The organism is Bacteroidota bacterium (genome assembly GCA_016713925.1).
Lineage (GTDB): Bacteria > Bacteroidota > Bacteroidia > AKYH767-A > OLB10 > JAJTFW01.
This window is the reverse complement of the sequence record JADJOH010000006.1, coordinates 298,453-324,048: the sequence shown is the minus strand read 5'-3', so window position 1 is coordinate 324,048 and position 25,596 is coordinate 298,453. Positions and strand designations below refer to the sequence as shown.

Annotated in this window: 24 protein-coding genes; 20 read left to right on the top strand and 4 right to left on the bottom strand. The window is 42.5% G+C overall.

From position 1 onward, the window contains the following. Positions 1-60: 60 nt before the first annotated feature. From IPJ86_07790 to IPJ86_07750, 9 genes are all read left to right on the top strand, one after another. Positions 61-1,536 carry a GWxTD domain-containing protein gene (locus IPJ86_07790; GenBank protein ID MBK7887193.1) on the top strand — a complete coding sequence of 492 codons (1,476 nt, stop codon included), beginning with the start codon at positions 61-63 and terminating at the stop codon, positions 1,534-1,536. Between the two features lie 69 nt (positions 1,537-1,605). Beyond that, complete coding sequence (locus IPJ86_07785; GenBank protein MBK7887192.1) at positions 1,606-2,637, top strand: glycosyltransferase family 2 protein; 1,032 nt, start codon at positions 1,606-1,608, stop codon at positions 2,635-2,637. A gap of 6 nt (positions 2,638-2,643) precedes the next feature. Next, the gene (locus tag IPJ86_07780; protein ID MBK7887191.1) at positions 2,644-3,258 is read left to right on the top strand and encodes a fumarylacetoacetate hydrolase family protein; all 615 of its coding nucleotides are present in this window, start codon (positions 2,644-2,646) and stop codon (positions 3,256-3,258) included. A gap of 130 nt (positions 3,259-3,388) precedes the next feature. Continuing rightward, entirely contained in the window at positions 3,389-5,719 is a 2,331-nt protein-coding gene (locus tag IPJ86_07775) for a gliding motility-associated C-terminal domain-containing protein (GenBank protein MBK7887190.1), read from the top strand. Between the two features lies 1 nt (position 5,720). Then, positions 5,721-6,734 (top strand): PorP/SprF family type IX secretion system membrane protein, encoded by a 1,014-nt coding sequence (locus tag IPJ86_07770; protein MBK7887189.1) that lies wholly within the window; start codon positions 5,721-5,723, stop codon positions 6,732-6,734. Beyond that, positions 6,734-7,735 (top strand): tetratricopeptide repeat protein, encoded by a 1,002-nt coding sequence (locus IPJ86_07765; protein MBK7887188.1) that lies wholly within the window; start codon positions 6,734-6,736, stop codon positions 7,733-7,735. The genes IPJ86_07770 and IPJ86_07765 overlap by 1 nt, the downstream gene beginning before the upstream one ends. Next, complete coding sequence (locus tag IPJ86_07760) at positions 7,663-8,706, top strand: hypothetical protein (GenBank protein MBK7887187.1); 1,044 nt, start codon at positions 7,663-7,665, stop codon at positions 8,704-8,706. Before IPJ86_07765 ends, IPJ86_07760 begins: the two co-directional genes overlap by 73 nt. Then, positions 8,703-10,352, top strand: coding sequence for a gliding motility-associated C-terminal domain-containing protein (locus tag IPJ86_07755; protein MBK7887186.1), 1,650 nt, complete (start codon positions 8,703-8,705; stop codon positions 10,350-10,352). The genes IPJ86_07760 and IPJ86_07755 overlap by 4 nt, the downstream gene beginning before the upstream one ends. 26 nt (positions 10,353-10,378) lie before the next feature. Further along, positions 10,379-11,188, top strand: coding sequence for a response regulator (locus IPJ86_07750; GenBank protein MBK7887185.1), 810 nt, complete (start codon positions 10,379-10,381; stop codon positions 11,186-11,188). 67 nt (positions 11,189-11,255) lie between these two features. Here the strand turns inward: IPJ86_07750 and IPJ86_07745 are convergent, their stop codons facing one another. Further along, a complete protein-coding gene (locus IPJ86_07745; protein ID MBK7887184.1) occupies positions 11,256-11,612 on the bottom strand; it encodes a DUF3276 family protein in 357 nt (118 codons plus the stop codon). Between the two features lie 124 nt (positions 11,613-11,736). After that, entirely contained in the window at positions 11,737-13,536 is a 1,800-nt protein-coding gene (locus IPJ86_07740) for an ABC transporter ATP-binding protein (GenBank protein ID MBK7887183.1), read from the bottom strand. Positions 13,537-13,708: 172 nt separating this feature from the next. Here IPJ86_07740 and IPJ86_07735 point away from each other — a divergent pair, with 172 nt between their 5' ends. The 9 genes from IPJ86_07735 (at position 13,709) to IPJ86_07695 (ending at position 20,727) form a co-directional block, all read left to right on the top strand. Beyond that, positions 13,709-14,818 (top strand): Glu/Leu/Phe/Val dehydrogenase, encoded by a 1,110-nt coding sequence (locus tag IPJ86_07735; GenBank protein ID MBK7887182.1) that lies wholly within the window; start codon positions 13,709-13,711, stop codon positions 14,816-14,818. A gap of 53 nt (positions 14,819-14,871) precedes the next feature. Further along, positions 14,872-15,810 carry a transcription antitermination factor NusB gene (gene nusB, locus IPJ86_07730; protein MBK7887181.1) on the top strand — a complete coding sequence of 313 codons (939 nt, stop codon included), beginning with the start codon at positions 14,872-14,874 and terminating at the stop codon, positions 15,808-15,810. An 11-nt stretch (positions 15,811-15,821) separates the two neighbouring features. Further along, positions 15,822-16,307 carry a DUF1573 domain-containing protein gene (locus IPJ86_07725; protein ID MBK7887180.1) on the top strand — a complete coding sequence of 162 codons (486 nt, stop codon included), beginning with the start codon at positions 15,822-15,824 and terminating at the stop codon, positions 16,305-16,307. A gap of 64 nt (positions 16,308-16,371) precedes the next feature. Beyond that, positions 16,372-16,698: a preprotein translocase subunit YajC gene (gene yajC, locus IPJ86_07720; protein MBK7887179.1), complete on the top strand. Its 327-nt coding sequence runs from the start codon at positions 16,372-16,374 to the stop codon at positions 16,696-16,698. A gap of 44 nt (positions 16,699-16,742) precedes the next feature. Next, positions 16,743-17,285: a hypothetical protein gene (locus tag IPJ86_07715; GenBank protein ID MBK7887178.1), complete on the top strand. Its 543-nt coding sequence runs from the start codon at positions 16,743-16,745 to the stop codon at positions 17,283-17,285. Continuing rightward, complete coding sequence (locus IPJ86_07710; GenBank protein ID MBK7887177.1) at positions 17,282-17,692, top strand: hypothetical protein; 411 nt, start codon at positions 17,282-17,284, stop codon at positions 17,690-17,692. Before IPJ86_07715 ends, IPJ86_07710 begins: the two co-directional genes overlap by 4 nt. Then, positions 17,641-18,297, top strand: coding sequence for a dephospho-CoA kinase (locus tag IPJ86_07705; protein MBK7887176.1), 657 nt, complete (start codon positions 17,641-17,643; stop codon positions 18,295-18,297). The genes IPJ86_07710 and IPJ86_07705 overlap by 52 nt, the downstream gene beginning before the upstream one ends. Beyond that, entirely contained in the window at positions 18,281-19,219 is a 939-nt protein-coding gene (locus tag IPJ86_07700) for an exonuclease (protein ID MBK7887175.1), read from the top strand. Before IPJ86_07705 ends, IPJ86_07700 begins: the two co-directional genes overlap by 17 nt. Beyond that, positions 19,216-20,727 carry an NAD(P)H-hydrate dehydratase gene (locus tag IPJ86_07695; GenBank protein MBK7887174.1) on the top strand — a complete coding sequence of 504 codons (1,512 nt, stop codon included), beginning with the start codon at positions 19,216-19,218 and terminating at the stop codon, positions 20,725-20,727. The genes IPJ86_07700 and IPJ86_07695 overlap by 4 nt, the downstream gene beginning before the upstream one ends. Positions 20,728-20,813: 86 nt before the next feature. Here the strand turns inward: IPJ86_07695 and proC are convergent, their stop codons facing one another. Continuing rightward, positions 20,814-21,617 (bottom strand): pyrroline-5-carboxylate reductase, encoded by an 804-nt coding sequence (proC, locus tag IPJ86_07690; protein ID MBK7887173.1) that lies wholly within the window; start codon positions 21,615-21,617, stop codon positions 20,814-20,816. Positions 21,618-21,803: 186 nt separating this feature from the next. Beyond that, positions 21,804-22,421, bottom strand: coding sequence for a threonylcarbamoyl-AMP synthase (locus IPJ86_07685; protein ID MBK7887172.1), 618 nt, complete (start codon positions 22,419-22,421; stop codon positions 21,804-21,806). 186 nt (positions 22,422-22,607) lie between these two features. Between IPJ86_07685 and IPJ86_07680 the strand changes: the two genes are divergently transcribed. Next, entirely contained in the window at positions 22,608-23,156 is a 549-nt protein-coding gene (locus tag IPJ86_07680; protein MBK7887171.1) for a hypothetical protein, read from the top strand. A gap of 343 nt (positions 23,157-23,499) precedes the next feature. Beyond that, the gene (locus IPJ86_07675) at positions 23,500-25,596 is read left to right on the top strand and encodes a hypothetical protein (GenBank protein MBK7887170.1); all 2,097 of its coding nucleotides are present in this window, start codon (positions 23,500-23,502) and stop codon (positions 25,594-25,596) included.

Below are 25,596 nucleotides of genomic sequence, written 5' to 3'. Positions count from 1 at the left end.
CAATTATATGACACAAGACAATGCCGCAATTGCTACCTTCGTTCTACTAAAACCTAACCCATGAAAAAGTTCATCCTCATCCTGTTGTTGACCGTTATTGGCGGCATACAATACCTGGAAGCCAAGAACCTCCATGCCCGATTTTCTTATACCTCTTTCTATGCTCCCGAGAAAGGGCCATATATTGAGACGTATCTATCTATTGAAGGGCATAGCGCTAATTATCAACTACTTGGGTCAGGGCTATATCAGGCTTCCATTGAGGCCTCTCTTCTTTTTAAACAGGGCGACAGTATTCGGTATTTCGATAAATTCAATCTACTCGGGCCGGAAACGGCAGATACTTTGGCTGCAGTGAGTGATTTCACAGACCTGCACCGGATTTCTCTACCCAACGGAACCTACCAAATGGAATTGAGCATTCGTGATAAAAACAATCCGGGTAATAAACCAAATGTCGTTCGACAAGAAGTGATCATTAATTTCTATTCGAATGTTATTTCGATTTCTGACATCGAATTGCTTTCAGCGTACAAGCCATCGGAAGCCGTAAGTCCTCTGGTAAAGAATGGCTACGAGCTCATTCCATTAGTCGATAATTTTTACGGACAAGAAAGTAATCATCTTAAATTTTATTGCGAGTATTATCATACCCAATCTGTATTGGGGACTGCTGATTTTTTACTTACTTATCAGATCATCAATTTTGAAAGCCATCGTATTGTTGAAGCCAACTCCAATTTCACGCGGCAAAAACCAAAGGAAGTAGGTATCCTGCTCAGTGAATTTGACATCACTGATCTTCCTTCAGGAAATTATAATTTGTTAGTGAGTATCCGCGATAAAGACAATAACCTGCTGGCTTCGAAAGAATGTTTTTTCCAGCGCAGTAAGCCCATCGCGATTACGGCTGATGCCGGTGATATGAATTATATGAAATTAGATGTTTCCAATACGTTTGCCGCTCAAATCAACAACAGAGACTCACTGGCTGAATTTATCCGTTGTCTCTTTCCTATCAGCAGTCCGAATGAAAATACATTTGCGATCAATCAGTTGGAGATGGCAGATAGCAAATTAATGCAACAGTATTTTTATGACTTCTGGCAGAAGCGCAACATGCAGAATCCTGAATTGGCCTGGCTGAATTATAAAGAAGAAGTTCGTAAGGTCAATCAAACCTATACAGTAGGGAAAAAGAAAGGCTATATGACGGAACGCGGACGCGTCTATTTAAAATATGGAGCCCCGAATCAAATTTCAAAAGCCTACAATGAACCCAGCACTTATCCGTATGAAATCTGGCAATATTATACCCTGAGCAATCAGAGCAACCGGAAATTTGTTTTTTATTGTCCGGAGATTGGGGGCAATGATTTCAGCTTATTGCATAGCGATGCCCGCGGCGAAGTATTTGAGTCGCAATGGATGGTCATCTTAAAACGTCGTACAGAAACCCTGAATGATGTGGATAAAACCAAGGCCAGAAATATGTATGGCAATCAATTTGAACAATTATATCAGAATCCCCGCTAGGGACTCCGAATAAAGATCATAGTTTTGCAAGGCCGGAAAAAAACCGGCCTTCTTTATTAAAAGCCACTGATGAAAAGAGTTGCCATTGTCATTCTGAACTGGAACGGAAAGCATTTCCTGGAAAAATTCCTGCCGGATGTTATCCGGTTCAGTAGCGAATTGGCCAGAGTTGTAGTGGCGGACAACGCATCCACCGACGATTCCATTTCATTTCTCGAAAAAAATTTTCCCGAAGTTAAAATTATCAGAAACGATAAAAATTATGGCTTCACGGGTGGGTATAATGTCGCATTAAAAAATCTGAACGATGAATTTTTTGTACTTCTTAATTCGGATGTGGAAGTTACGGAAGGATGGTTGCAGCCCTTGCTTTCGTTTATGGATACACATCCAAATACAGCGGCCTGTCAGCCAAAAATCCGCTCCTATTCCGATCGTAACATGTTTGAGCACGCGGGCGCAGCAGGAGGTTATATAGACTTCCTCGGTTACCCCTTTTGCAGAGGAAGAATTTACAATACGCTGGAAGAAGATCATGGACAATATGACGATGCGCAACCTGTGTTTTGGGCAACCGGTGCTTGTCTGTTCATTCGCTCCACGGTTTATCATCAACAGGGTGGTTTTGATGATGCCTTCTTTGCGCATATGGAAGAAATTGATTTATGCTGGAGAATTCAGCATACCGGAATGGACATTTATGTCATCCCTCAAAGCGTCGTTTATCACGTTGGGGGTGGCACTTTGCCAAAAAGTAATCCCCGCAAGACCTATTATAATTTCCGTAATAACCTGATGATGCTCTTTAAAAATCTACCCGGACATCAACTTATTTGGCTGATACCGATTCGTCTCTTTCTCGATGGAGCAGCCGGAATAAAATTTCTTTTTGAAGGCGATTATAAAGATACCTTTGCCGTGTTAAAAGCACATTTCTCTTTTTATTACATGGTCATCACCTCATTTCCGAAACGCATGCGTCAACAAAAACATGTCGTGAAGCATGCTTCGAAAGGCATCTATCATAAGAGCATTGCCAAAGCGTATTACCTGAATAAAACTAAATATTTTAACGCATTACAGAAGGAAGACTTCAGCTAAACCCTCATGAAAATCATCTGTGTAGGACGCAATTACGCCGCGCATGCGAAAGAACTCAACAATGCTGTGGAAGAAGAACCTGTGATCTTCCTCAAGCCGGAAACTGCGCTCATTCCCAACCGTCAGCCCTTCTTCTACCCTTCTTTTTCACAGGATGTACACTATGAAACAGAACTCGTCATTCGCATTTCGAAAGTGGGGAAAAATATTGAAGAAAAATTCGCACATCGTTACTACGATGCTGTTAGTCTGGGCATCGATTTTACCGCGAGGGATTTGCAGCAGAAACTGAAATCAAAAGGATTACCCTGGGAGTTAGCCAAGGGATTTGACAGTTCAGCTCCACTCGGACGATTTATTCCGCTGGATGAAATCGGCAAACCGGTGCAGGATTTACATTTCAGCATGACCTTGAATGGAGAAATCAAACAAACAGGTCATACGGCTGACATGATTTTTCCGGTCGATAAAATCATCGCCTTCGTTTCCTCCTATTTCACGCTGAAAATCGGCGATCTGATCTTTACGGGAACTCCTTCGGGTGTAGGTCCTGTCAGCAAGGGAGATCTTATTGTGGCAAGCCTGGAAGAAACGGAACTATTAAAGGTGAAAATCAGGTAATAATAACCAACATCGTTTCGTTGATAGTTTTTTTACTTTTCTCTACATTATTCCCGCCTGAAATGCGTATTATTGAGTAATGTTTTCGCCCTTCTTCCATAAACTGATATTGCTGTTTTTTTCCATCAACATGCTCCTGTCACAAGTATCTACAGCAACCCATATTGTTGGAGGAGAACTCAATTATCGCTATTTGGGCAACAATGTATACCAAATCAATCTGACCGTTTACCGTGATTGTTTCAATGGCGTACCTCCTTTTGATAATCCCGCTTCAGTCGGCATCTTCAATGCACTCACCTATAATTTCATCAGAGAGAAGCAATTTAATTTCATTGATCTGGATACTGTTCCTCCCACCATCAATTCACCCTGCTTTATTCCCCCTACCAATATTTGCTATGAGCGTACCGTGTACTCAGATACGGTAATTCTCCCTCCTTCTGCCAATGGTTACATTCTCTCTTATCAACGTTGTTGTCGTAATATAACTATACTGAATTTAGTTACACCGGATGCTATTGGAGCTACCTATGAGGCATGGATTGCCGGTACCAATACCTTCTCCCAGAACAGCAATCCTGTCTTCAATCTCTGGCCTCCTCCTTTCATCTGTGCCGGAATTCCTTTTGTCTTTGATCATTCGGCCTCTGACTTTGAAGGCGACTCCATCGTCTATGAATTAATTACTCCACTCAACGGAGGTACCATTCCTGATCCGATGCCACAACCGCCTCTGGCACCACCGTACCAGAATGTCACCTTTCAGCCCCCTTACTCTCAGGCGGATATGTTAGGAGGTACACCGCCCTTAAATATAGATCCGGTTACAGGAGAACTGACTTGTTTTCCTACTACCATCGGACAATTTGTAATTGGCATTCGTGCTAAAGAATTTCGTGGGGGAATTCTGGTAGGTTATACCCGAAGAGATTTTCAACTCAACGTGGTCCCCTGTCCTTCACTCGTTGTTGCTGCCTTGCAAAATCCGTTGATCAGTTGTGGAAGCAATACCGTGACCTTTCAAAATTTCAGTTTCAATGCCGGTTCCTACCATTGGGACTTCGGCGTAACCGGACAAACCAACGATACGTCCAACATCTTCTCACCCGTGTTCACCTATCCCGATACCGGAGTATATAACGTCACATTGATCGCTTACTCGAATGTAGATCCGGGTTGTACGGATACGACAACAGGTACGGTGACTGTCCTGCCACCTTATGTAGCAGATTATTCATTTAGTCTCGATACCTGCAGCAATTTAGTATCCTTCAATGACACCTCCAATTCCATCAGCGGTGTTACCACAATCAGGAACTGGAGATTTGGTGACAATACCACTTCTTCACTCGAAGATCCGGTACATCAGTATGCGGCTGCCGGAAATTATCTAGCCATTCTCATTGCCACTTCTGCAAGAGGTTGTAAGGATACGGTGATAAAGCAGTTGAACATTCCTCCGCTGTTGGATATTCAAACACAACAAAATCTTGCTGCGCGATGTCATACGGAATGTAACGGCCTGGCACAGGTGCAAGCGCTTCACGGACTTTCGCCCTATACTTTTCAGTGGAACGACCCGCTCAATCAAACTACATCAACTGCTGATAGTCTCTGCGCCGGTCAATATATTGTTCGTGTGACAGATGCCAGAGGCTGTACTTCCATTGACACCATTCAAATCACGGAGCCTTTGCCACTCTCACTCTCCATGAACTCCACTCCCGATTATTGCAATCAGATTTGTGGCGGAACAGCAACAGCACTTCCTGCAGGAGGGAATGGCAACTATTCCTATCAATGGAATGATCCGCAAAACCAAACCAGTGCAAGTGCTACAGGATTATGTCAGGGAACTTATGCAGTACTCATTTCTGATGGATTAGGATGCACTTATACGGACAGTATCACCGTAAATTATGTGGATTCCTTTCCGATCATTGCGGCAACGGCTGATACTAATTTACTCTACAGCGGACAAAGCACCGGGCTTCATGCGAACCCTTCTTCTCCGGGATTCACGTATAGCTGGACACCTTCTTCTTCACTCAACAACAGCAGCTCTTCAGATCCCATTGCAACACCTCCTGAAAATACGACGTACATCGTAATCGCTACGGACCCGAATGGATGTTCAGTAACGGATACATTATTTATTGAAGTGAAGAATATACTCTGCGATGAACCTGAAATTTATATTCCGAGTGCCTTCTCCCCTAACGGAGATCAGAAGAACGATGAATTCATGGTGAGAGGGAATACTATTGAAACACTCTATCTCGCCATCTATGATCGCTGGGGAGAAAAAGTTTTCGAAACAAGAGATCAGCGGAATGGATGGAACGGATTTTACAAAGGGAAATTAGTACCTCCTGATGTTTATGTATACTATGTGGAGTCCACTTGCTTCAACAAAGCAGAATTCAGAAAAAAAGGAAATATTACGGTAATCCGATAACGTGAGACCATTGCACTATATACCTGTTGTTTTACTCCTGTTGCTCCATACGGTGCTGCAGGGACAGGATATTCATTATTCGCAATTTGCGCAATCGGCATTACAGGTAAACCCCGCTGATGCAGGAATGTTTCCGGCGGATCTCCGAATTACGGGACATCATAAACGACAGTGGGCCTCCATCACTGTCCCCTATAAAACATTTTCAATGGCTGCTGATGGTAAAGTTGCAGCGATAAATGAGAAGTTTAAAGGATTTGGTGTTGGTCTTTTAGTTCATCACGATGAAGCCGGCGACGGACAACTTCGATCACTGGATGTTCGCCTCTTCATCGCTTACCGTATTCCGTTGAATACTGATTCTGTTCATTTTTTCAGAGGAGGATTCATGGGAGGCTTTAGTCAGCGAACGATCGATTTTAATAAACTCACCTTTGATGAGCAGTTTGATGGCGATGTCTTTAATCCGCTTTCTCCAAACGGCGAAACCTTCAACAGCAATAGCAGCTCCTGGGCCGATATGGGATTCGGTCTGGGTTGGGATATGCAACAGGAAAATTCGCTCTGGCAAGCCGGATTCTCTGCCACACATATTAACCGACCGGATCAGGGTTTCTTTACGGAAGCGGTACGCCGTCCTGTTTTATGGCAAATCAATACCGGAGGACAATTGAAATTAAATGAGTCTATGCTCCTTTTGCCGGGTGCTATTTATATGTTGCAGGAAGAATTTCGTGAATTCAATTTTGGTGCGGAGTTAAAAGTAAATCTTCAGCAGGAGAAGCAACAACCCTATGCTATCGGTTTTGGAATTCATCATCGGTGGAAGGATGCGCTCATTCCCTCGGTCGCATTGTATATGGGTAAATTCCGACTTGGATTCTCGTATGACATCAACACATCTCCCCTAAAGACGGTAAGCCGCAGCCGTGGTGGTCCGGAAATCAGTATTGTTTATATGTCACGGAAAATAAAAGCCATTGTTCAACGTAGTATAATCTGTCCGGTTTATTGATGGTCAAGGGAACACTATATACGCTCGCTTTCCTTGCCTTTATTCTGTATGGAAGCAATGCCCATGCACAATCAAAGACCGCTTATTTAAAAGCAGGCGACGAATGCTTAAACCGCAACGATCCTTTTTGCGCATTGAGTAATTATCGTCTTGCACTGGAATATAGTGAAGATGCAGAAGTGTATTTACATATCGCTTCTGCCGAGAAAATGCTGCATAATTACAAGGAGGCCTTGACATGGTATCAACGATGTCTGGGCAAAAGCAAGGATCCGGAGGAAACGAAGACAGCCCTCCTCGCTTCTGCAGATCTTTATAAACGTCTCGGAGATTTTGCTGCTGCCGATAAATGCTTCGATGCTTTAACAACGAATGACCCTTCCAATGAAAAGAAATGGCAACAAGGTAAATCAGATTATAAAAAAGCAGAACAGTTGTACCATGATAGTGCTGCATTTGAACTCTTCCCTCTGGCCGGAGATATCAATACGGCGTACTCTGATTTCGCTCCTGCTCCTCTGGGCGATTCCCTACTCTTCTATTCATCGCTTCGCTTCTTCCTCTTCGAGAACAATCAAAAAGTCGCCACTTCCCGAATCTCCTCCGTTCCGACTAATCAGGCATTGCTCCCTAAATCAAAAACTTTAAATGAAAGTATCAATCAGGCTGCTTTCAATAATGCTAATGCTTCTGTCAGTCCGGATGGAAAAATAATGGTCTTTACGCGATGCCTCTATGATGAGAATGGGAAATTGATGTGCTCCCTCTACGAATCTCAATTTCTAAATGGAATGTGGCAAGATGCCATCAAACTGAATGGCCAAATAAATCCTCCCGGAAAAACTTCTACACAGCCTTGTATCACCACTGACAAATCAGAAGGCTATCTCCTTTTATTCTCCAGTAATAAAAGTGGCGGTGAAGGGGGATGGATATTTGGTGGAGCAAGAGAAAAGCCAACGGACAATATGAAAGTCCCGGTAATGTCGGAAAAGAAATAAATTCTCCCAATGATGAATGGTCCCCTTTTTATGATGTAGAATTCGATAGTCTTTATTTCAGTACCGAGAAAGAGGAAGGTCTCGGTGCGCTGGACTTGTATTCCATATCTTTCAGTAACCGCAAGATTTCAAAATCAAGATGTTTACCACCTCCATTTAACAGTGGATACAATGATTTATATTATTCAAGAAGTTATGGCGAGAAAGTTGAGCAGTATTTAGTTTCCAACCGTCCTCCTGCTATCCGACTCAATGGATCATCCTGTTGTTATGATATCTTCCGTTTGCAACCAGTGACGACCAAAACAGATACTGTTCTTACTGTAATTTCAGATCAGAAGGAGATCAGTGGTCATGCTCCGGTTAATGCTAAAGAATTTGCCCAACTCAATATTCAGCAGAAAATCGACAAGATCAAATTGAATTTCCCGCTTCGGCTTTACTTTGACAATGACCATCCCGATCCGCGCAGTATGTTGAAGACGACAGACAAACGCTACGATGTTCTGGCAGAAAATTACCTGCTGAGGACTTCAGAGTATACTGCAAAACAGAAAAACGACTCCCTTAAAGGTTTGATTACAGGCTTCTTCAGTGATTCAGTGGCCGCGAATTACAATAGATTGGAAGCCTTCACAGAACAACTTTACGAGACCCTGAATTCACAGCCTGAAGGTGTAAAAATAACGATACAGGGGAGTGCAAGTCCTTTGGCTGAACGGCGATATAACCTAATTTTGTCCTCCAGACGAATCGAGAGCCTGATGAATTACTGGAAATCGTGGAAGGATGGTCTGATGAATACCTTATTGCAATCTAATAAACTCGAAATAGTATTCATTCCCGCGGGAGAAGAGCAATCTCCAACAGGTATTAGCGATAATCTGAATGATTTATCGAAATCAGTTTATAGTAAGGAAGCTGCTCTTGAACGAAGAATTGAACTGGTGGATATTTCAATATTAAAATGAGAATAAAAATAATGCTGCGATTTTATGTATTGTTCCTGTTGCTGATCGTTCATCAGAGCAACGCGCAGAATCTTGTTCCTAATCCGGGATTCGAAACTACTTTGGCGAGCCCCTCAGCCGCAGGACAATGGAATCTGGCGCAACCCTGGGACGGCATCAACGGCACGCCTGATTTATACGGAAGAAATCAGGTAAGTCTTCCGCTATTGCCTTGCGACAATGTTAACATTCCAACCAATGCCGGTGGATTTTGTGATGAAAGAACCGGACAGAATCATTACATGGGTTTACAGTTCGACCTGATCAATAATCAGCGGGAATACATCCCTGCTCCATTTGTGATTCCTTTAAACAACGGCGATATTTATCGAATCGAATTTTATCTTCAACGAGCAGATAGTTCCCGCTTTGCCTGCAATCGCATTGGCGCTCTACTCTCCAACAATATTCCCATTCAGCCCGGAACCGGTGTTATCAATTTCATTCCACAGTTGGAAGCGCTTGCGCAAGTTACAGATACAGCAGGCTGGACCAAAGTAACCGGAGTCTATCAGGCCTTTGGCGGTGAAAATTATATCACCATCGGAATTTTTAGAAATGATAATGATCCGCAATTATTTAAAACCGACTATGGAACGACGACCGCCGGATGTACAGCAATGAATGATCATGCGTATTATTATATCGATGATATAGCGGTGACTCCGGTGAATGTTACCGTACAAATTGAAGGCGATACTGTCATTTGTCCGGGGCAAACAACTGTCCTTACCGCAAATTCCAATGTACCCTTCTGGTGGAGCAGTTCCGATTTTCCGAACGATACGGGTGCACTCAGTGTGGATACGATCATTACACCTAATGCTCCAGTAACTTATTATCTGAATACCGATTTTAAAACTGATAGTGTGCGTATTTTAATTGTAAATCCACCCGTAGTAAATCTCGGACCCGACACGCTGCTCTGCGAAGGTGATACTATTTTTCTTGATGCCACAGCGCCGGATGGTTTACTCTATACCTGGTCAACAGGTGATACCTCTTCTATCATTGCCGTAACGGATACCGGCACCTACAGTGTACTGGTTGATAATTTAGGATGTTCAACGGAAGATTCTGTGGTGATTCCCGCTTTCCTTGAAAATCCATTGCTGACATTGGGTGAAGATTCCTCCTACTGTTTCTTCTACAATGATTCACTGACCTTAGATGGTGGGGTGGGTATTTCTTATCTCTGGCAACCTACCTTAGAAACTTCAAGAGAAATCACGGTATTAGTTCCGGGGATTTATTCAGTTAGTGTCGGCAGAGCGAATGGATGCAGAAGAACTGCCACTTTAGAAGTGCAGGAAATATGCGAGCCTACTGTTTTTGTCCCCAATGCATTTACGCCGGATGATGATGGACTCAATGATATATTTCGCCCCTATGTGAACAATGTTTTGCTCTATAATTTCAGAGTCATCAATCGCAGAGGACAGATTATTTTTTATTCAGAAAATCCATCCGAAGGATGGGATGGCACCTACGACGGACAGGATTCACCCATTGGGGTCTACGTCTTCCGTGTAAATTACGAAGGACTGGATGAAGATGGAATCAAAGTGAAAAAGAAAATGTTAGGTACAGTAACTCTTATCCGATAATTTATCCATTTAACAGACCACCACTAATGATAATTTCCCAAGGCGATGAACGACACGATCAGGAAAAGCGAATGCTGGACCATGCCTTAAAGGTATTGTTGGTGGATGATAATAAAGTCAACCAATTTCTGGGTAAACGCATTTTGAACAACCTCGGTGTAACACAAGTTGACCTGGCAGGGAATGGTAACATTGCCTTAGAGAAAATCAATAACAAGGAGTATGATGTGGTGTTAACGGATGTAGAGATGCCGGGTATGACAGGCTATGAACTCTGTCATTCCATTCGTGCATTGGGTGCAGGTAAAAACCGGTTGACGGTGATTGCTCTTACTGCAAATGCCTCTGACGAAGACCGGGAAAAAGCAGAAGCTGCCGGCATTGATGATTATCTGACTAAGCCTTATAGTCCACAGGATCTGCTGGATATTCTGAATAAAAATATCAATGTAAAAAAGCGGATTATCGTCGATGAGTTTTCGTCGGATGATGTCATCGGTATCGAAAAATTACATGCTATCTTTAATCATAATGCCGGAGATGTGCTTCAGTTTTTGAAAATGCTCAGTCAGCAATTGCCCGAGATGATTGAAACCATACGGTCAGGCATCGCGGAAGGCAACAGAGAAAAATCATTTCATGCCGCACATAAATTAAAGTCTCCTGTAAAACTTATGATGGAGAGCGGGTTCGCGGCTGACTTCAGTACGTTTACCGAAAAGTTAAGAGAAGAAGCATCCTTTGAAGAGGCCTCTGCCAATTTTCCTATCCTCGAAAATCATTTGGTATCCTTGCTGGTATTGATCAATACAGAATTAGAACGACTTTGTAAATAATCATCTACCTCACTCCAATAAAAAAGCCTCCCTTTACAGGAAGGCTTTTTGAGTTTTAACCGTCTTATTATTTTCCCAGGTCATCAAAGTCCAAATTAGAATAACCCGTGTTCTCAGGAGTCATCTCCTGATTAACGGAGGCATAGGTCGTTTCTTCACCATCTCTTTTTTGACGCATAAAATCAAGCGCCTCATGAAATCCCTCGCTAAATTTATCAAAGTCTTCTTTGTACAGAAACAGTTTATGTTTCTCGTAAATCGGACGATCTTCGTTTTCACCGGGTATTCTTTTACTCTCTGTAATTGTCAGATAATAGTCATTCCCTCTGGTAGCTTTTACATCGAAGTAATAAGTCCTTTTACCTGCCCTGACACGTTTGGAGAAGTGTGCTTCACGACTGTGCGGGTTGTCAAATTCGGTCATAGTGTAATGTTTGATAAGCGAAGCAAGATTAAGAAAAATATTTGAACTAAAAAGCCAAATCCAAAAAAATTGATCTTATTTATTCCGAAAGCGGGTTAATAGTGGACGTAATCAAATGCAGACCCTATGAAAGATCAGGTTCCGGGTTTTCCATCAGCTGTTTTTCAAACATTTGCCGGTACATTCCATCCCGCTGTAATAATTCCTCATGTGTACCTTCTTCCACAAGCCGCCCTTCGTCCAGTACAATAATCTTATTGCAAAATTTAACGGTGGCCACGCGATGACTAACAAAAACAGTGGTTTTATTCTTCATAACTTCCGATAAATTCTTCAGAATTTTCTCCTCTGTAATTGTATCAACAGCGGATAAACAATCGTCAAAAATCAAGACATCCGGATTTCTGATGATAGCCCTGGCAATAGACACCCTTTGCTTTTGCCCTCCCGATAAAGTAATCCCTCTTTCACCGATTCGGGTATTGAATTTATCGGGAAACTCCATAATGTTGGTATAGACTTCCGCATTGCGGGCAGCCTGTTCTATTAATGCATCGGTGACCTCTTTTCCTGGAATTCCAAAACCGATATTCGCCGAAATAGTATCTGAAAATAAAAAAACATCCTGAGGAACCAGTCCAATATGTTGGCGGTAACTATCGGTCTGATAGGTTTTCAAATTTTTTCCATCTAACAAAATAGTACCCTCTACCGGATCGGCTAACCGCAACAATAAGTGAACAAGGGATGACTTACCGGAACCTGTTCTTCCAATAATCCCTAACGAAGAACCGGCAGGAATTTTAAAACTCACCTCTTTCAAAACCAATGGTCGGTTCGCTTCATAGCCCAATGAAACATTTACAAATTCATAGTCGCCTTTTAAAGTATCACACGGCTCAGCTCCTGAAACAATATCCGGTACTTCTTTTAAAAATTCAGAGATCCTCTTTTGAGATGCGGCTGCACGTTGCACTATCGTAATCACCCATCCCAATGAAGCTACCGGCCAGGTCAGCATGTTTACATAGATAACAAACTCCGCAATATTTCCCAGACTCAACCGGCCATTGATGACTTCAATACTTCCGAGATAGATCGTCAGGATCGTACTCAATCCTACCAGCATTAAAAGTGTCGGCATAAATAAGGCATTCACTTTCACCAATTCCATCGATCGCGTGGAATAAGCTTCTGTTTGCTTTTTATAAAAATTAAGATAGTCCGCTTCTCTAACATAAGCCTTTATCAAACGTATTCCCGAAAAAGTTTCCTGAACAAAAGTGGATAAAGTAGAAAGTTGTTCCTGTACTTCCTCGCTGCGTTTATTGATGCGATTATGAACAAAATAAACCAGATAGGTCATCACAGGCAAGGGCAATAAAACAAATGTCGCCAGTCGGGGATTGACAGAATACATGGCCCAAATCACCAGGATAAACATGACCAGCATATTTATCGAATACATTATTGCCGGTCCTACATACATCCGCACCCGACCGACATCTTCACTGATCCGGTTCATCAAATCACCCGTGCTGTTCCGATTGTAAAAATTCATTCCGAGACGCTGATACTGCGCATAGACCTCGTTTTTCAGGTCATATTCAATATGGCGCGACATCACAATAATGGTTTGCCGCATTAAAAACATAAAAACGCCCTTCATTAATGCCATCGATAAGACCAATACTCCAAAAATCAAAACATTATATATCAATAAATTATAAATTTCCTGTTGATGATCAAATCCTTGAAAAAGGCGATAGCTATCGATATTAGCCGCCACCAGATCCAGGGCATTTCGTGTCAATTGTGCCGGAAAAATGCCGAAAAGATTAGAAATCGTGACAAACACTATCCCACTTAAGAAATGCAATCGATACTTATAGAAGAATTTATTGAGTGGGAGAAGCTCTTTCAAGAGGTTAAGTTCTGATTTTCAATATCAAAGAGATTACAGTCAACTGTTTTGATGATCAATGGGTAAAGATAGAAATTCAATAGCTGAGCGCCCTTTGCTCCTGCTGCATTTATTTTGCTCTTGAAGACATAAAAAGCCTAACTTTGCCGACACAACAGAAAGCCCAAGTTTCATGATCGAAGTGAAAGATAAAAAGCCAGAAGTAGCTGCCATTAACACCAATATTTTCGAAAACATCGCTGCCAGTCATCATGAGCAGGTTGTATTTTGTCATGATCCTGAAACAGGTCTGAAAGCCATCATTGCCATTCACAATACAGTATTGGGTCCTGCATTAGGCGGCACCCGGATGTGGATGTACAAATCAGAATCAGAAGCGTTGAATGATGTGCTCCGTTTATCCCGAGGAATGACTTATAAAGCAGCCATCTCCGGTTTAAATCTGGGAGGCGGAAAAGCCGTCATTATTGGTGACAGTAAAAAAGATAAATCAGAAGTACTTTTTAGAAAATTCGGAAGGTTCATTAAAAATCTGAACGGAAAATATATCACTGCTGAAGATGTAGGTACCAGTACCAAGGATATGGAATACGTCGCAATGGAAACAAAGCACGTAACCGGTTTGCCGGAGTCGATGGGTGGTGGCGGAGATCCTTCTCCTGTTACCGCTTATGGTGTATACATGGGAATGAAAGCTGCTGCACAATTTGCCTGGGGGAATGATAACCTGAGTGGTAAAAAAGTAGTGGTTCAGGGCGTAGGACATGTGGGTGAAAACCTGGTAAAAAATCTCAAAAAAGAGAATGCTGTCGTCTATATCACTGACATCAACGATGAACAATTAAAAAAGGTATCCACAGAATACGGTGCGACGGTGATCAAGCCGGAGCAGGTATATGACATGGACATGGATATTTACGCTCCATGTGCATTGGGTGCCACATTAAACACAGAAAATATTAACCGACTGCATTGTCAAATCATCGCCGGAGCTGCCAACAATCAGTTGGCTGAAGAAACGGTTCATGGTCCGATGTTGATGGACAAGGGAATTATTTATGCTCCCGACTTCCTTATCAATGCCGGTGGACTTATCAATGTGTACTCTGAGTTAATTGGCTATAATCGTCAGAGAGCGCTCACGCAAACAGAACATATCTACGCTGTAACGCTGGAAATATTAAAAAAGGCAAAAGCAGAAAACTCTTACCCACAAGCTTCCGCTATTATGTTAGCAGAAAAGAGAATCGCTGACATCAGCAAGGTAAAATCCAGTATGTAATTGCAATTATTGAATCTTCCTTTATAAAATATAACCCACCGTTCTTGTATTCCATGTTAAGTAGAAGGCATCTGCGCATACGCGTCATGCAGGCATTATATGCCTTTTATCAATCCGAACAGAAAGACATCCGTCGCTCCGAACAGGAATTACTGAATGGAACAGAGAAAATTTTCGAACTCTACCTCACCATCTTACAATTTTTTAACGAACTCGCCTATCAGGAGTACATGTACTATGAAGATATGCCTGCTTCGATGGTCACAGGTAAACGGAAAACCGCTGCATCTACATTAAAAAGTATTGGCTTCCTTCAATGGATTGAAGAGAACAAGCAGCTGAGAGATGAAGTAAAGAAAAGAAAAATCAGTTGGCAGAATGATATTGACATCGTGAAGAAGGCTTTTTTTCATCTCCGACAGCAAGATGCTTATCAGGAGTTTATTGTTTCCGACACCCATACTGCAGAACAGGAAAGTAAATTCCTGAAATGGTTGTTCAAAGAACTCTTCAGTACTACGGATTTTATTTCCCATCTCCTGGAAGAAAAAAATATTTACTGGGCAGAAAGTCTGGATCTGGTGGAGTCGATGGTAGTAAAAACATATGAAAGCGCGAAAGGTGCAACTAGTTTTCATTTGCTACCCCTGTTTAAAGATCAGGAGGACGACACCAAATTCATGCAGGAATTGATTCAGAAAACCATTCGTGATGACGCTTACTTTCAGCAATTGATAGCTGATAAAACCAAGAACTGGGATGCCGACCGGATTGCTCTCGTGGATATTATCCTGATGAAAATGGCGCTCTGCGAAATTCTGAACCTCTCTACCATTCCGGTAAAGGTGAGCATCAATGAATACATCGACATCTCTAAAGATTACAGTACCCCAAATAGTAAGTCCTTCATCAATGGTGTGATTGATAAATTGGTGATTGAATTAAAAACACAAGGGAAAATTCAAAAAACAGGTCGGGGACTTGTAGAATAAATCGAAGAACAATGAAAAAAATATTTCTTTTAGTAGTGACCTGCAGTATCCTGCTGAGCGCCTGTTCTAATCCCGAAAAAGAAAAGGAAAACGGAGAGATGAGGGTATCACCGGATATCGTCAATAACCCGGCATCTGCCAGTGGGGAACAGCGTGAAAATCCGCTTCCTGCCTTCAGCTTTGAAATGACCAACTATGATTTTGGGACCATCAACTCCGGCGATGAAGTGAAATATGAATTCAAGTTTAAGAATTCCGGAAATGCAGATTTAATCATCTCTCAGGTAAAAGGTTCCTGTGGCTGTACCACTCCTGAATATACCCAGGATCCGGTAAAGCCCGGTGATGAAGGAAATATTAAAGTGACCTTCAGAAGTGCCGGTATGGCGGGACAGATTGTGAAGGATATAACCATTTTGGCCAATACCCAACCGACCACAAAAGTGCTCACCATCAGTGGTGAAGTCATTCAGAAGAATATTAAGGAGGCTCAATAAGAGTCACTACCGTTAACTTTTACCAAACAACCAAATCTATATATAGCCCTTAAAACCCATAAAAATGAGTAATTTATCTATTCTACTCCAGGCAGCCGGCGGAGGTGCCATGCAACAAATGGTGATGATCCTTATGATCATCGTTGTTTTTTACTTTTTCATGATTCGTCCTCAGATGAAGAAAGCCAAACTCGAGAAAGCCTTTAAAGAGAGTATTAAAAAAGGTGATAAAGTGGTGACTATCGGTGGGGTACATGGCAAAATTCTGGAAGTTCAGGACAAAACCTTTACGCTCGAAATTGATCAGAATGTTAAAGTGAAGATTGAAAAGACCGCTATTTCAGCCGACGCAACCAAACAATATTCATCCCCGGAGGAAGTAAAAAAATAAGTGAGGCGTTTTCTTTGAAGCACTTTCGGTAACTTAGTCCCAAAGTGTCAGCGTTAAAAAACATATTCTCTTTTGGCAGAGGCAACAAATCATCGGTTACTTTCCTGATTTGCTTTGTTCTGGCAACCTGTATCTGGGTGTTGAATTCTCTGAACAACAGTCATGCTACGACCGTGCGAATACCGGTCAGTTATGATCTGAAATTCAGAGACAGAGCAACGTCGCAGATACCTGAGTTTTTAGAAATAGATGTAAAGGCCCGGGGTTTTACATTGATGGAGTTCATGAAGGTGAGCAAACGCTATAAAATCAGGCCGCTCGAAAATTCCAATTTTTCCACGGATACCGTGATGTCTTCCATGGATGCCGTCTGGCCCCTGATGCGGGAGTTCGGAAAAGAAATAGAGATCACGCGCATTCACCCCAAACAATTTTTTCTTTCGGGTAATAAATCTTTCTCTAAGAAAGTGGCCGTGAAAGGAAATTTCCGAATAAAATTTAAGCCCTCTTTCTGGAATCCGGTCCCTATGTTTTTTATCCCGATAGCGTCTTCCTCTTTTCGTCAACACCCATTCCGGATGAGATGAAAGACATCTATACCGAAAGTGTTGTATTCGAAAATGCAGAGAAAGACATCTTCAAAAAATTAAAATTACAGTTACCGCGTGGTGATTATCATCTCTCCTCTAAGGAAAGCTGGCTGCTAATCCCCATTGAACCGGGCACGGAAATAAGTCTGGAGGTCCCCATCATCAGCAACAACAGGTACGCCTCGGAAGTCTTTATTCCCAACTATGTAAAAGTTACTTGTCTGGTTCCGCTAAGCAAGTTTACAGGCACGAAGCCCGGATTATTCTCCTTCGTTACGGAGGCCTCTGCCCTGAACAGTGATAAAGTTATCGTTCGCTTAAAGAGAAAACCCTATTGGGCCGGTAAAATCCGATGGGAACCTACTACCGTGAAACGCTTCGCAAAAAATATAAAATCATCATGATCAGGGCGGGTGTCACAGGTGGAATCGGGTCAGGCAAAAGTATTGTTTGTCACCTCTTTTCAATTCTGGGAATACCGGTCTACAATGCTGACCATTCCGCGAAAATGCTCATGGAAAGTGATGAAAGGTTGAAGAAGGAAATAAAGGTGCTCATGGGAACTGCCTCTTATTTTGATGATGGGTCACTGAACAGGTCCTATATGGCAGCACAGGTCTTCAAAAACGAGCAGTTGCTTCAAGAGCTGAATTTGCTCGTCCACCCTGTCGTGATGAATGACTATATGACCTGGCTGAAGGATAAGGGTAAAAGCCCATATACCTTGCTGGAGGCTGCTATAATGATAGAGACGGGTATCCATAAAGAACTGGATGCGGTCATTGTGGTTGATGCCCCGGAGTTGCTGAGGATTTCCAGAGTGAAAAGAAGGGATCACCGCAGCGAAGAAGAAATAAAAGAGATCATATCACGTCAATGGAGGTCCGAAGAAAGGATAAAATATGCTTCCTTTGTAGTTGAAAACGACGATAAAAATCCGGTCATCCCACAGGTGCTGGAAATTGATAACATTTTAAGAAGAAAAAGTAATAGTGGAATTACCTCTTGATGCACTTAGCAAAGGCTATCGTATTCCCGGGACAGAAATTTACATCGATCCCCTGGAGCCGGTGCGCTGTGCCATTATCAGTCATGCGCATGGTGATCACGCTGTGGAAGGTCATGAAAACGTGTATTGCAGTGCCGGTACAGCGGCGTTGATCAGTAAACGATTTACCTACCCGGCAAAGAAAATTTTTGAAATGCCCTTTGGTGAGTCTGCTATCATTGAAGGGATAAAAGTGAGTCTGCATCCTGCCGGACATATGTTGGGATCTTCACAAGTGAAATGGGAGAAAGATGGGAAAACCATCGTGTATTCGGGCGATTACAAGAGAGAAGAAGATAAAAGTTGTGAGCCCTTCGAAATAGTTAAATGCGATACGTTCATTACAGAAGTCACTTTTGGTCAGCAAGACAAAACTCATCCTCCGGCCGCTGAGATCATTGCCTCACTAAATAAACACGAGGGCCTCAACATGCTTATCGGCGCTTATAATCTCGGCAAAGCACAACGCCTCACCCGCCTGATCAACGATCATCTTCCATCGTACAGAGTGATGATTCATTCCAAGATGGTGGCCTATCATAAAGTTTATGAGAGCATGGGCTTTTCGCTGGGTCCCTGGGAACCTTATAAAAGGGAGGCGTTCAAAAATCAGAAGAATATCATCTACCTGGTTTCTCCTGCAACCTTGCTTAATTTCCGTCCTGCCAAACATTTCATCAGAGCATTTGCTACAGGTTGGGAAGAGAAAGCCGCGCGTTATGATTTTTCTGTGCCGGTAAGTGATCATGCGGATTGGCCATCGCTGATACGTACTATAAGGGAATGTGAAGCGAAAGAAGTTTTTACCATTCACGGAGAAGGGGAAACATTGAAGAACACTCCGGAATTATCCGGCATTACCATATCCCCCTTGAAACATTGATTAAGGTTATCTCCAACGAGCAAGTCCGGCTCATCGACAAACAAACCATCGAGCGGCAGGGAATTTCCTCAGACGATTTGATGGAGAAAGCCGCGAAAGCCTGTGCCGAACGATTGCTGGAGAGTTTCGAACCCGGCATCTCCTTCGCCATCTTTTGCGGGAAGGGAAATAATGGCGGAGATGGACTGGCTATAGCGAGAATACTCTGGCAACGTGGAAAAACAGTTTCTGTTTATATCGTAGAAGATACAGGAACGGCATCAGCCGACTTTCAACTAAATTATCAACGGCTCACGGAACTAAAAAAAGATCTTGCTGTTGACGTTAAAACTACTGAAGACATTCCCACGCTGGAAGGTACGGCGGTTATTGTAGATGCGCTTTTCGGTTCCGGTTTGAACAGAGTTCCGTCCGGAATGGCAGCAGAAATCATTCAGGCGATCAACGCATCAACCAACCCTGTTGTTGCTATTGATATTCCCAGCGGCCTCTACGGAGATAAACATACCGACGATTTATCGACTGTCGTACGAGCGACTACCACCCTCACCTTCCAGGTTCCCCGCCCTGTATTTTTTTATCCGGAATATGAACAACAAACCGGCGAATGGCAGTTGCTGGATATTGGTCTTGACGTAAAGGCAGTTCTTGAGTCCCCTGCCTATGCCTTTGTTCCTGATAATAATGACATCACTTCCCTCCTGCCCTATCGTCCATTGTTCGGGCACAAAGGAACTTTCGGACATGCCTTGCTGTTAGCCGGGAGTTATGGAAAAGCCGGCGCAGCGATATTAGCCGCAAGAGCCTGCCTTAAAAGCGGAGCCGGATTGGTAACGGTACGCACCCCCGCAAAATGTGTGACACCCTTGCAATCGGCATTACCGGAAGCGATGTGCATTCCCGACGAAGAAGAAACATTCCTCTCTACCATTATTAAACCGGCTACTTACGTTGCTATTGGTGCAGGACCCGGTTTAGGCATCGACAAGCAAACAGGCAATGTGATCAAGCGCATGCTCCAGGATTTTGATTGTCCGATGGTGTTGGATGCAGATGCGTTAAACATACTGGCTGAAAATCCAACCTGGCTTCACTTCCTACCTGCCGGAACCATACTCACCCCACATATCGAAGAGTTCTCCCGCCTCGCCGGAAAAATTGCTGATCCTTTTGAACGCACTAAAAAACAAATCGAGTTCTCGAAAAAATTCAACTGCTACATTTTATTAAAAGGACGATTCAGCGCCCTATCCTGTCCCGACGGACAATTATTTTTCAATCCCACCGGCAACAACGGCATGGCGAAAGGAGGTTCAGGAGATGTCCTCACCGGATTGATAACTGGTTTACTTGCACAAGGATTATCCCCGATGAAAGCAGCACTCTGCGGAGCCTATATCCACGGATTAGCCGGCGACCACTGCGCAAAAACCAGCAGCCCCATCACCATGACCGCCAACGAACTCATCGACTTTTTCGAAATTGCTTTTAACGAAGTAAAAAAATAATTTCCACCTCCTGACTCTTAGTGTCTCTTAGTGTCCCTAGTGGCTTAGTGGTAAAAAAAGAAAGGTTTGAACTATAATTTCAAGTTCTAACTCTTCCCGAGTTCTACTGCCCGGTAGAGGGCTTTATTGACACCGGCGCCGATACGTTCATCGATTTTGTTTTCGGAAAATGAGCGGAGAGCGGCTTCTGTAGTACCGCCTTTGGAAGCTACTTTCTCGATCCATTCCTTGCAGTTGAGTTCGGATTGCTGGTAGAGACTCATCGCCCCCGAAAAAGTCTGCATTACTAACAGCTCTGACTCGGATTTATTAAAACCCATTTGCATGGCCGTATTCACCATCGCATCCATGAAATAATATACATATGCCGGACCCGATCCCGAAACAGCAGTCACGGCATTCAGCAAATCTTCCTTCTCTACGTAAAGTGTTTTTCCGGTGGTTGACAAAAGATTCTGCACCAGCGCCTGCTCATGACGGGTAACGGCATCCGTAGCCGTAAAAGCGGTCATCCCCTGCCCTATCTGCGCGGGAAGGTTCGGCATCGAGCGAATCACCTTATCAATATTCAACGCCTTCTTAATCGTGCTGATCTTCACCCCGGCCATGATACTGAGAAATACCTGGTTCTTGTTGACCGCCTTCGCCATGCTCTCTGAAAGTTGCATGAAATCCTGTGGCTTTACGGCTAAGATGATAAGGTCGGCTTTAGAGACACAATCACCCGCTTCATTGTAGACTTCCCCCACATTGAGGCTCTTCAACTCATCGGTTTTTCCAATGGTTTTTTCAAGAATCATTAACTGGCTCCGGGTAACAACGTGCGAATTGATAAACGCCTTGGCATAGGTAATACCCATATTACCGCCTCCGATGATGAGAATATTCATTTAAAATTATTTTTCAGACTATGTATACGCTACCCTCCTAAAAAAGTTCATCCCACCTAATCCGCGAAAATCCTAAAAAATCGGCGAGACTTGTCTCGGCGCAGAATGTGACGAGATCTGCGTTCCAAAAAGCATTGATGCAATACAAAATCTTATGACCTAACCGTAAATTGATATGCGCCGGAATTAGAGTACATTCACATCTCCTGCACCTTCCCGCTTCACCACCGGTTCATCCCCTGTGCAGTCGATGATCGTACTGGGCACAATAGTCCCCATTCCTCCATCCACCACCACATCCACCACGTTTTCCCATTGCGCTGCGATTTCATAAGGATCATTGGGATACTCCAGGAAGCTATCGGTATCATGCAGAGAAGTGGATACCATCGGATGTCCCAATTGCTCAATGAGCGCCATCACGATGGGATGATCAGGGACACGAAGACCTATGGTTTTCTTTTTGGAACGAAACAAGGAGGGTACTTCATTGCTGGCTTCGAGGATGAAAGTATAGGGTCCGGGAAGGGCTTTGTTGAGCAATTTATACAAGGCGCGGTCGAAGGGTTTCGTATAGACGCTGATGTTACTCAGATCGGCACAGAGGAGCGAAAAATTGGCTTTCTCGGGTTTGACACCTTTGATGCGACAAATCTTTTCGAAGCCTTTGAACTGATTCAGGTCGCAGACAAACGCGTAGATCGTATCGGTCGGAATAATGGCCACCCCTCCTTTTTGCAGGATAGCGATGAGCTCGGCGATCTTCCGCGGCTCCGGATTCTTGGGATGAATATTTAATACCATGATGGTGTGGAAACCTTACAGGAATCCGGGAATGAACTTAATTTTACCTCATCTCTCCGCAGAGACTTCTGCAAGTGCAACAAGGAACATCTGATTTTCGCAACGTTTTACCGGTTCATTACGTATTGCATTTCCGGGACAATGAAACAGAAAACCATTTAACTTTACCCGGCAAAGATAATCGAAATGAACGCAGAAGAACTAGGCATAGGATCAAGAGTACGCCACCCCGAATTTGGTGTAGGTGTGGTCATCAACGTAAAACCCAAGACCTACACCGTCGTTTTTACGGAGAAAGGCCGCTTGGAAGTCTCAAAAACATTCAATGCGTTGGAGGTCGTGGAAGCCATGGAGCCGGATACCGATCTCATCAGCTTTTCGGAAGTGGAGCGGATCTTTACCAATATCATCAAAAAGCATAGCGATTTACAGGAGACTGTTCCCATTGGCAACCGCTGGTTGGGAGGCAAGGTCATTCTTATGCCGGGCAATGCCGGACTACAGCCGAAGGAAATCCCTATGGATGTTTTCTTCAATAAAATCATCATGCTGCGCGATCGCCTCCGCGTGATGGAACAGCGCATCAATGCCAGTGAAAAGTTAAGTGAAGAAGATAAAATCAATCTTCAGCAATACCTCACCCGCATCTATGGCAGCTTAACCACTTTCAATGTACTTTTTAAAGAAGAGAAGGATCATTTTGTAGGAGAGCGGTCAAGCAAAGGTGATTCGTAAATTACTTTTTTTTACGATAATAATATTCACTAAACATAAGAATCTTTAGGTCGCGATGATGCGGCTACCGGCCTCCGGCTTCCGGCTTCCGGCCTCCGGCTACCGGCTGTTGGCAGTCCGCTAGTAGCTGGTAGCTGGTAGCTGGAGTCTGGTTGCTGGCGGCTGAAGGTTGGAGGCTGGCGGCCAGGTGAATATTTCCAACTATGAGAAATAGTTCCACCTCACTACCAAGCCGAAAGCGGGGTTGAGTAATCGTGAGTTTTCATTTGGGAATTCCATTAAAATCATATATTTGTATATTCTATTCTATAGTTTTAAGTTAACTCTTTAATAGTGCTTCGCTATGAAAAAAGCTTTATTCCTTATTTTATTCGTTTCTTTTCAGTTTTATGTTAGAGCCGATTCTATACCGGTAAATTTATCTGCAAATGGGACCATTGGCGCATGCTTAGAGAATCAATTTGTGGCTATTTTTCAAACAGATAGTTTACATAGGTTAAGTATTGAGCCTCTTTTAAATTCTAATGATACAACTGTAAATAGTTGCCTTGATTCCATTTACCATCCTCAGTTACTTTTTTCTTTAGATAGTTCATCGGTACCCGTCAGTGATCAAGTTTTGGATACGAATACCGGGAGGTGGACAGTAACCATTAATAGTACGGGTATCTGTACTCTTTATTATCATATTTATATTGATTGTTCGGTCATACCTACATCAAATACCACTAGCACGCTATCTTTATCTCAAATTTGGACAGATTCTTTAAGTCATATTTATTCATTTGGTGGGAATGTTGATACCTCCGCATCGCTTGTAGTTTTTAAGCCACATTTAGTGAGTATTGGCACTTCCAGTTTTTTTGCAAATTATTTGGATACAATACAAATGACTTTTATGTATAAAAATACAAATTCAGGCACCGCTAATATTCTTGTTCGCTTCTTTCACGATAGTTCCCATTATTGTGCTAGTTTACCTCCCATTGCTCTTAATTTTAGAGTCGGAATAAATGGTTTTCCAATTGCATATACATCGGGAACCGAAATCCCAATTACATTATTTTCAAATGACACCTTGATATTTGAAGAATTAGCTATTGATAGTTTATGTATTTATTGTGATACGATTTGTACAAATAATACGTGCACGAGAAATGTCAATTTCAACTGGAGGTGTAATGTTCCCCCTGCCATAGATAATATCTTTTGTAGCGATTGTCAAAATAATTACATTAAATCATACAGCGTCATCAACTCCGAACTGCATCAAGTAAAAGTAGAGTTAGCTCCTGCATCTTTAACCAATCCTACCAATGATGAAAGCTGTCTTAACGATACTGCCTTTTTACATTGGGAATATATTATCACCAATCCTGGAGTGAGTGCAATTGATTCATTGAAGATAGATTTAAAATATTTAAATATTGAGAGTGTTACAAATTTAACATTAATCCCATACTCGACCTTCTCTATAATTTCTAATTGCTCTAATTGTATCATATCTACAGATACAATGATAAGGGATGATTCAGTTTTGTGTACCAATTTTGTTCCTTATCCATTGAAAAAGGCTTTGAGTTCAATTAAATATTTTTTACCCGGCGACACAGTTTGGTTGAGCTTTAGCACTTTTAGATGTGGAGAAGAAAACGATTTAGAATTACTCAATAAACCTAAGTTTTTTAATCAATGGCGTGTCAATGTTGAAGGAATCACTGTTTGTGGAGATCAAGCTTCATTGGTTGTACCTGGAGGTTACTTATATAATATTAATCCTACAACTGCATCTACTACTTTTAATTTGGATTTGAAATTACAGTTCATTCCTTCCATAACAGATTTAAGTGTTCCTACAGGTTCTATTTTTGGGGACTCTGCAAGATTTGAAATTGAAAGTAAGAATATCGTCGCAAGGCAAGTAGATTACCAACTATTTGGATATACAGGAGTACCTAAATTATCCGGCTGGCTGAGAGCTACCATTCATTGTGAGAAGGGTTTAGTGGTAAAAGATAGAGAGAGTGAAGTGTTTTTTCAGTATTTTGATGTGGATAGTGGGAAAAACATCATTATTACCCCTGAATTTTATCATGCTTCTATTCCGGTTTTTACTTGCGACACAGGAAATTATTTTTTCTATTTTAATTTGGAAGACACGCTCATGCTTCGAGCAATTAATGGTGGTAAGTTCATTTTTAATCTGCAGGCTTGTTGCAATAGTAATCCGGCTGCAACTGATTTTGAAGTAAAATTCCATCTTATCCCTAATCCTGATAACTGTTTGAATTTATCGTATACTGATACTTCACATTTGCAACCTCCAAATTGCACCGGTATTTCATGCCATGCCTGGATTCCTCTCTCCTCTTCAGGTAGTAGAATTTTCACTCATTGTCCGGGATGTTTAGCACCAGGGCATTATTGTCAAGGACTATAA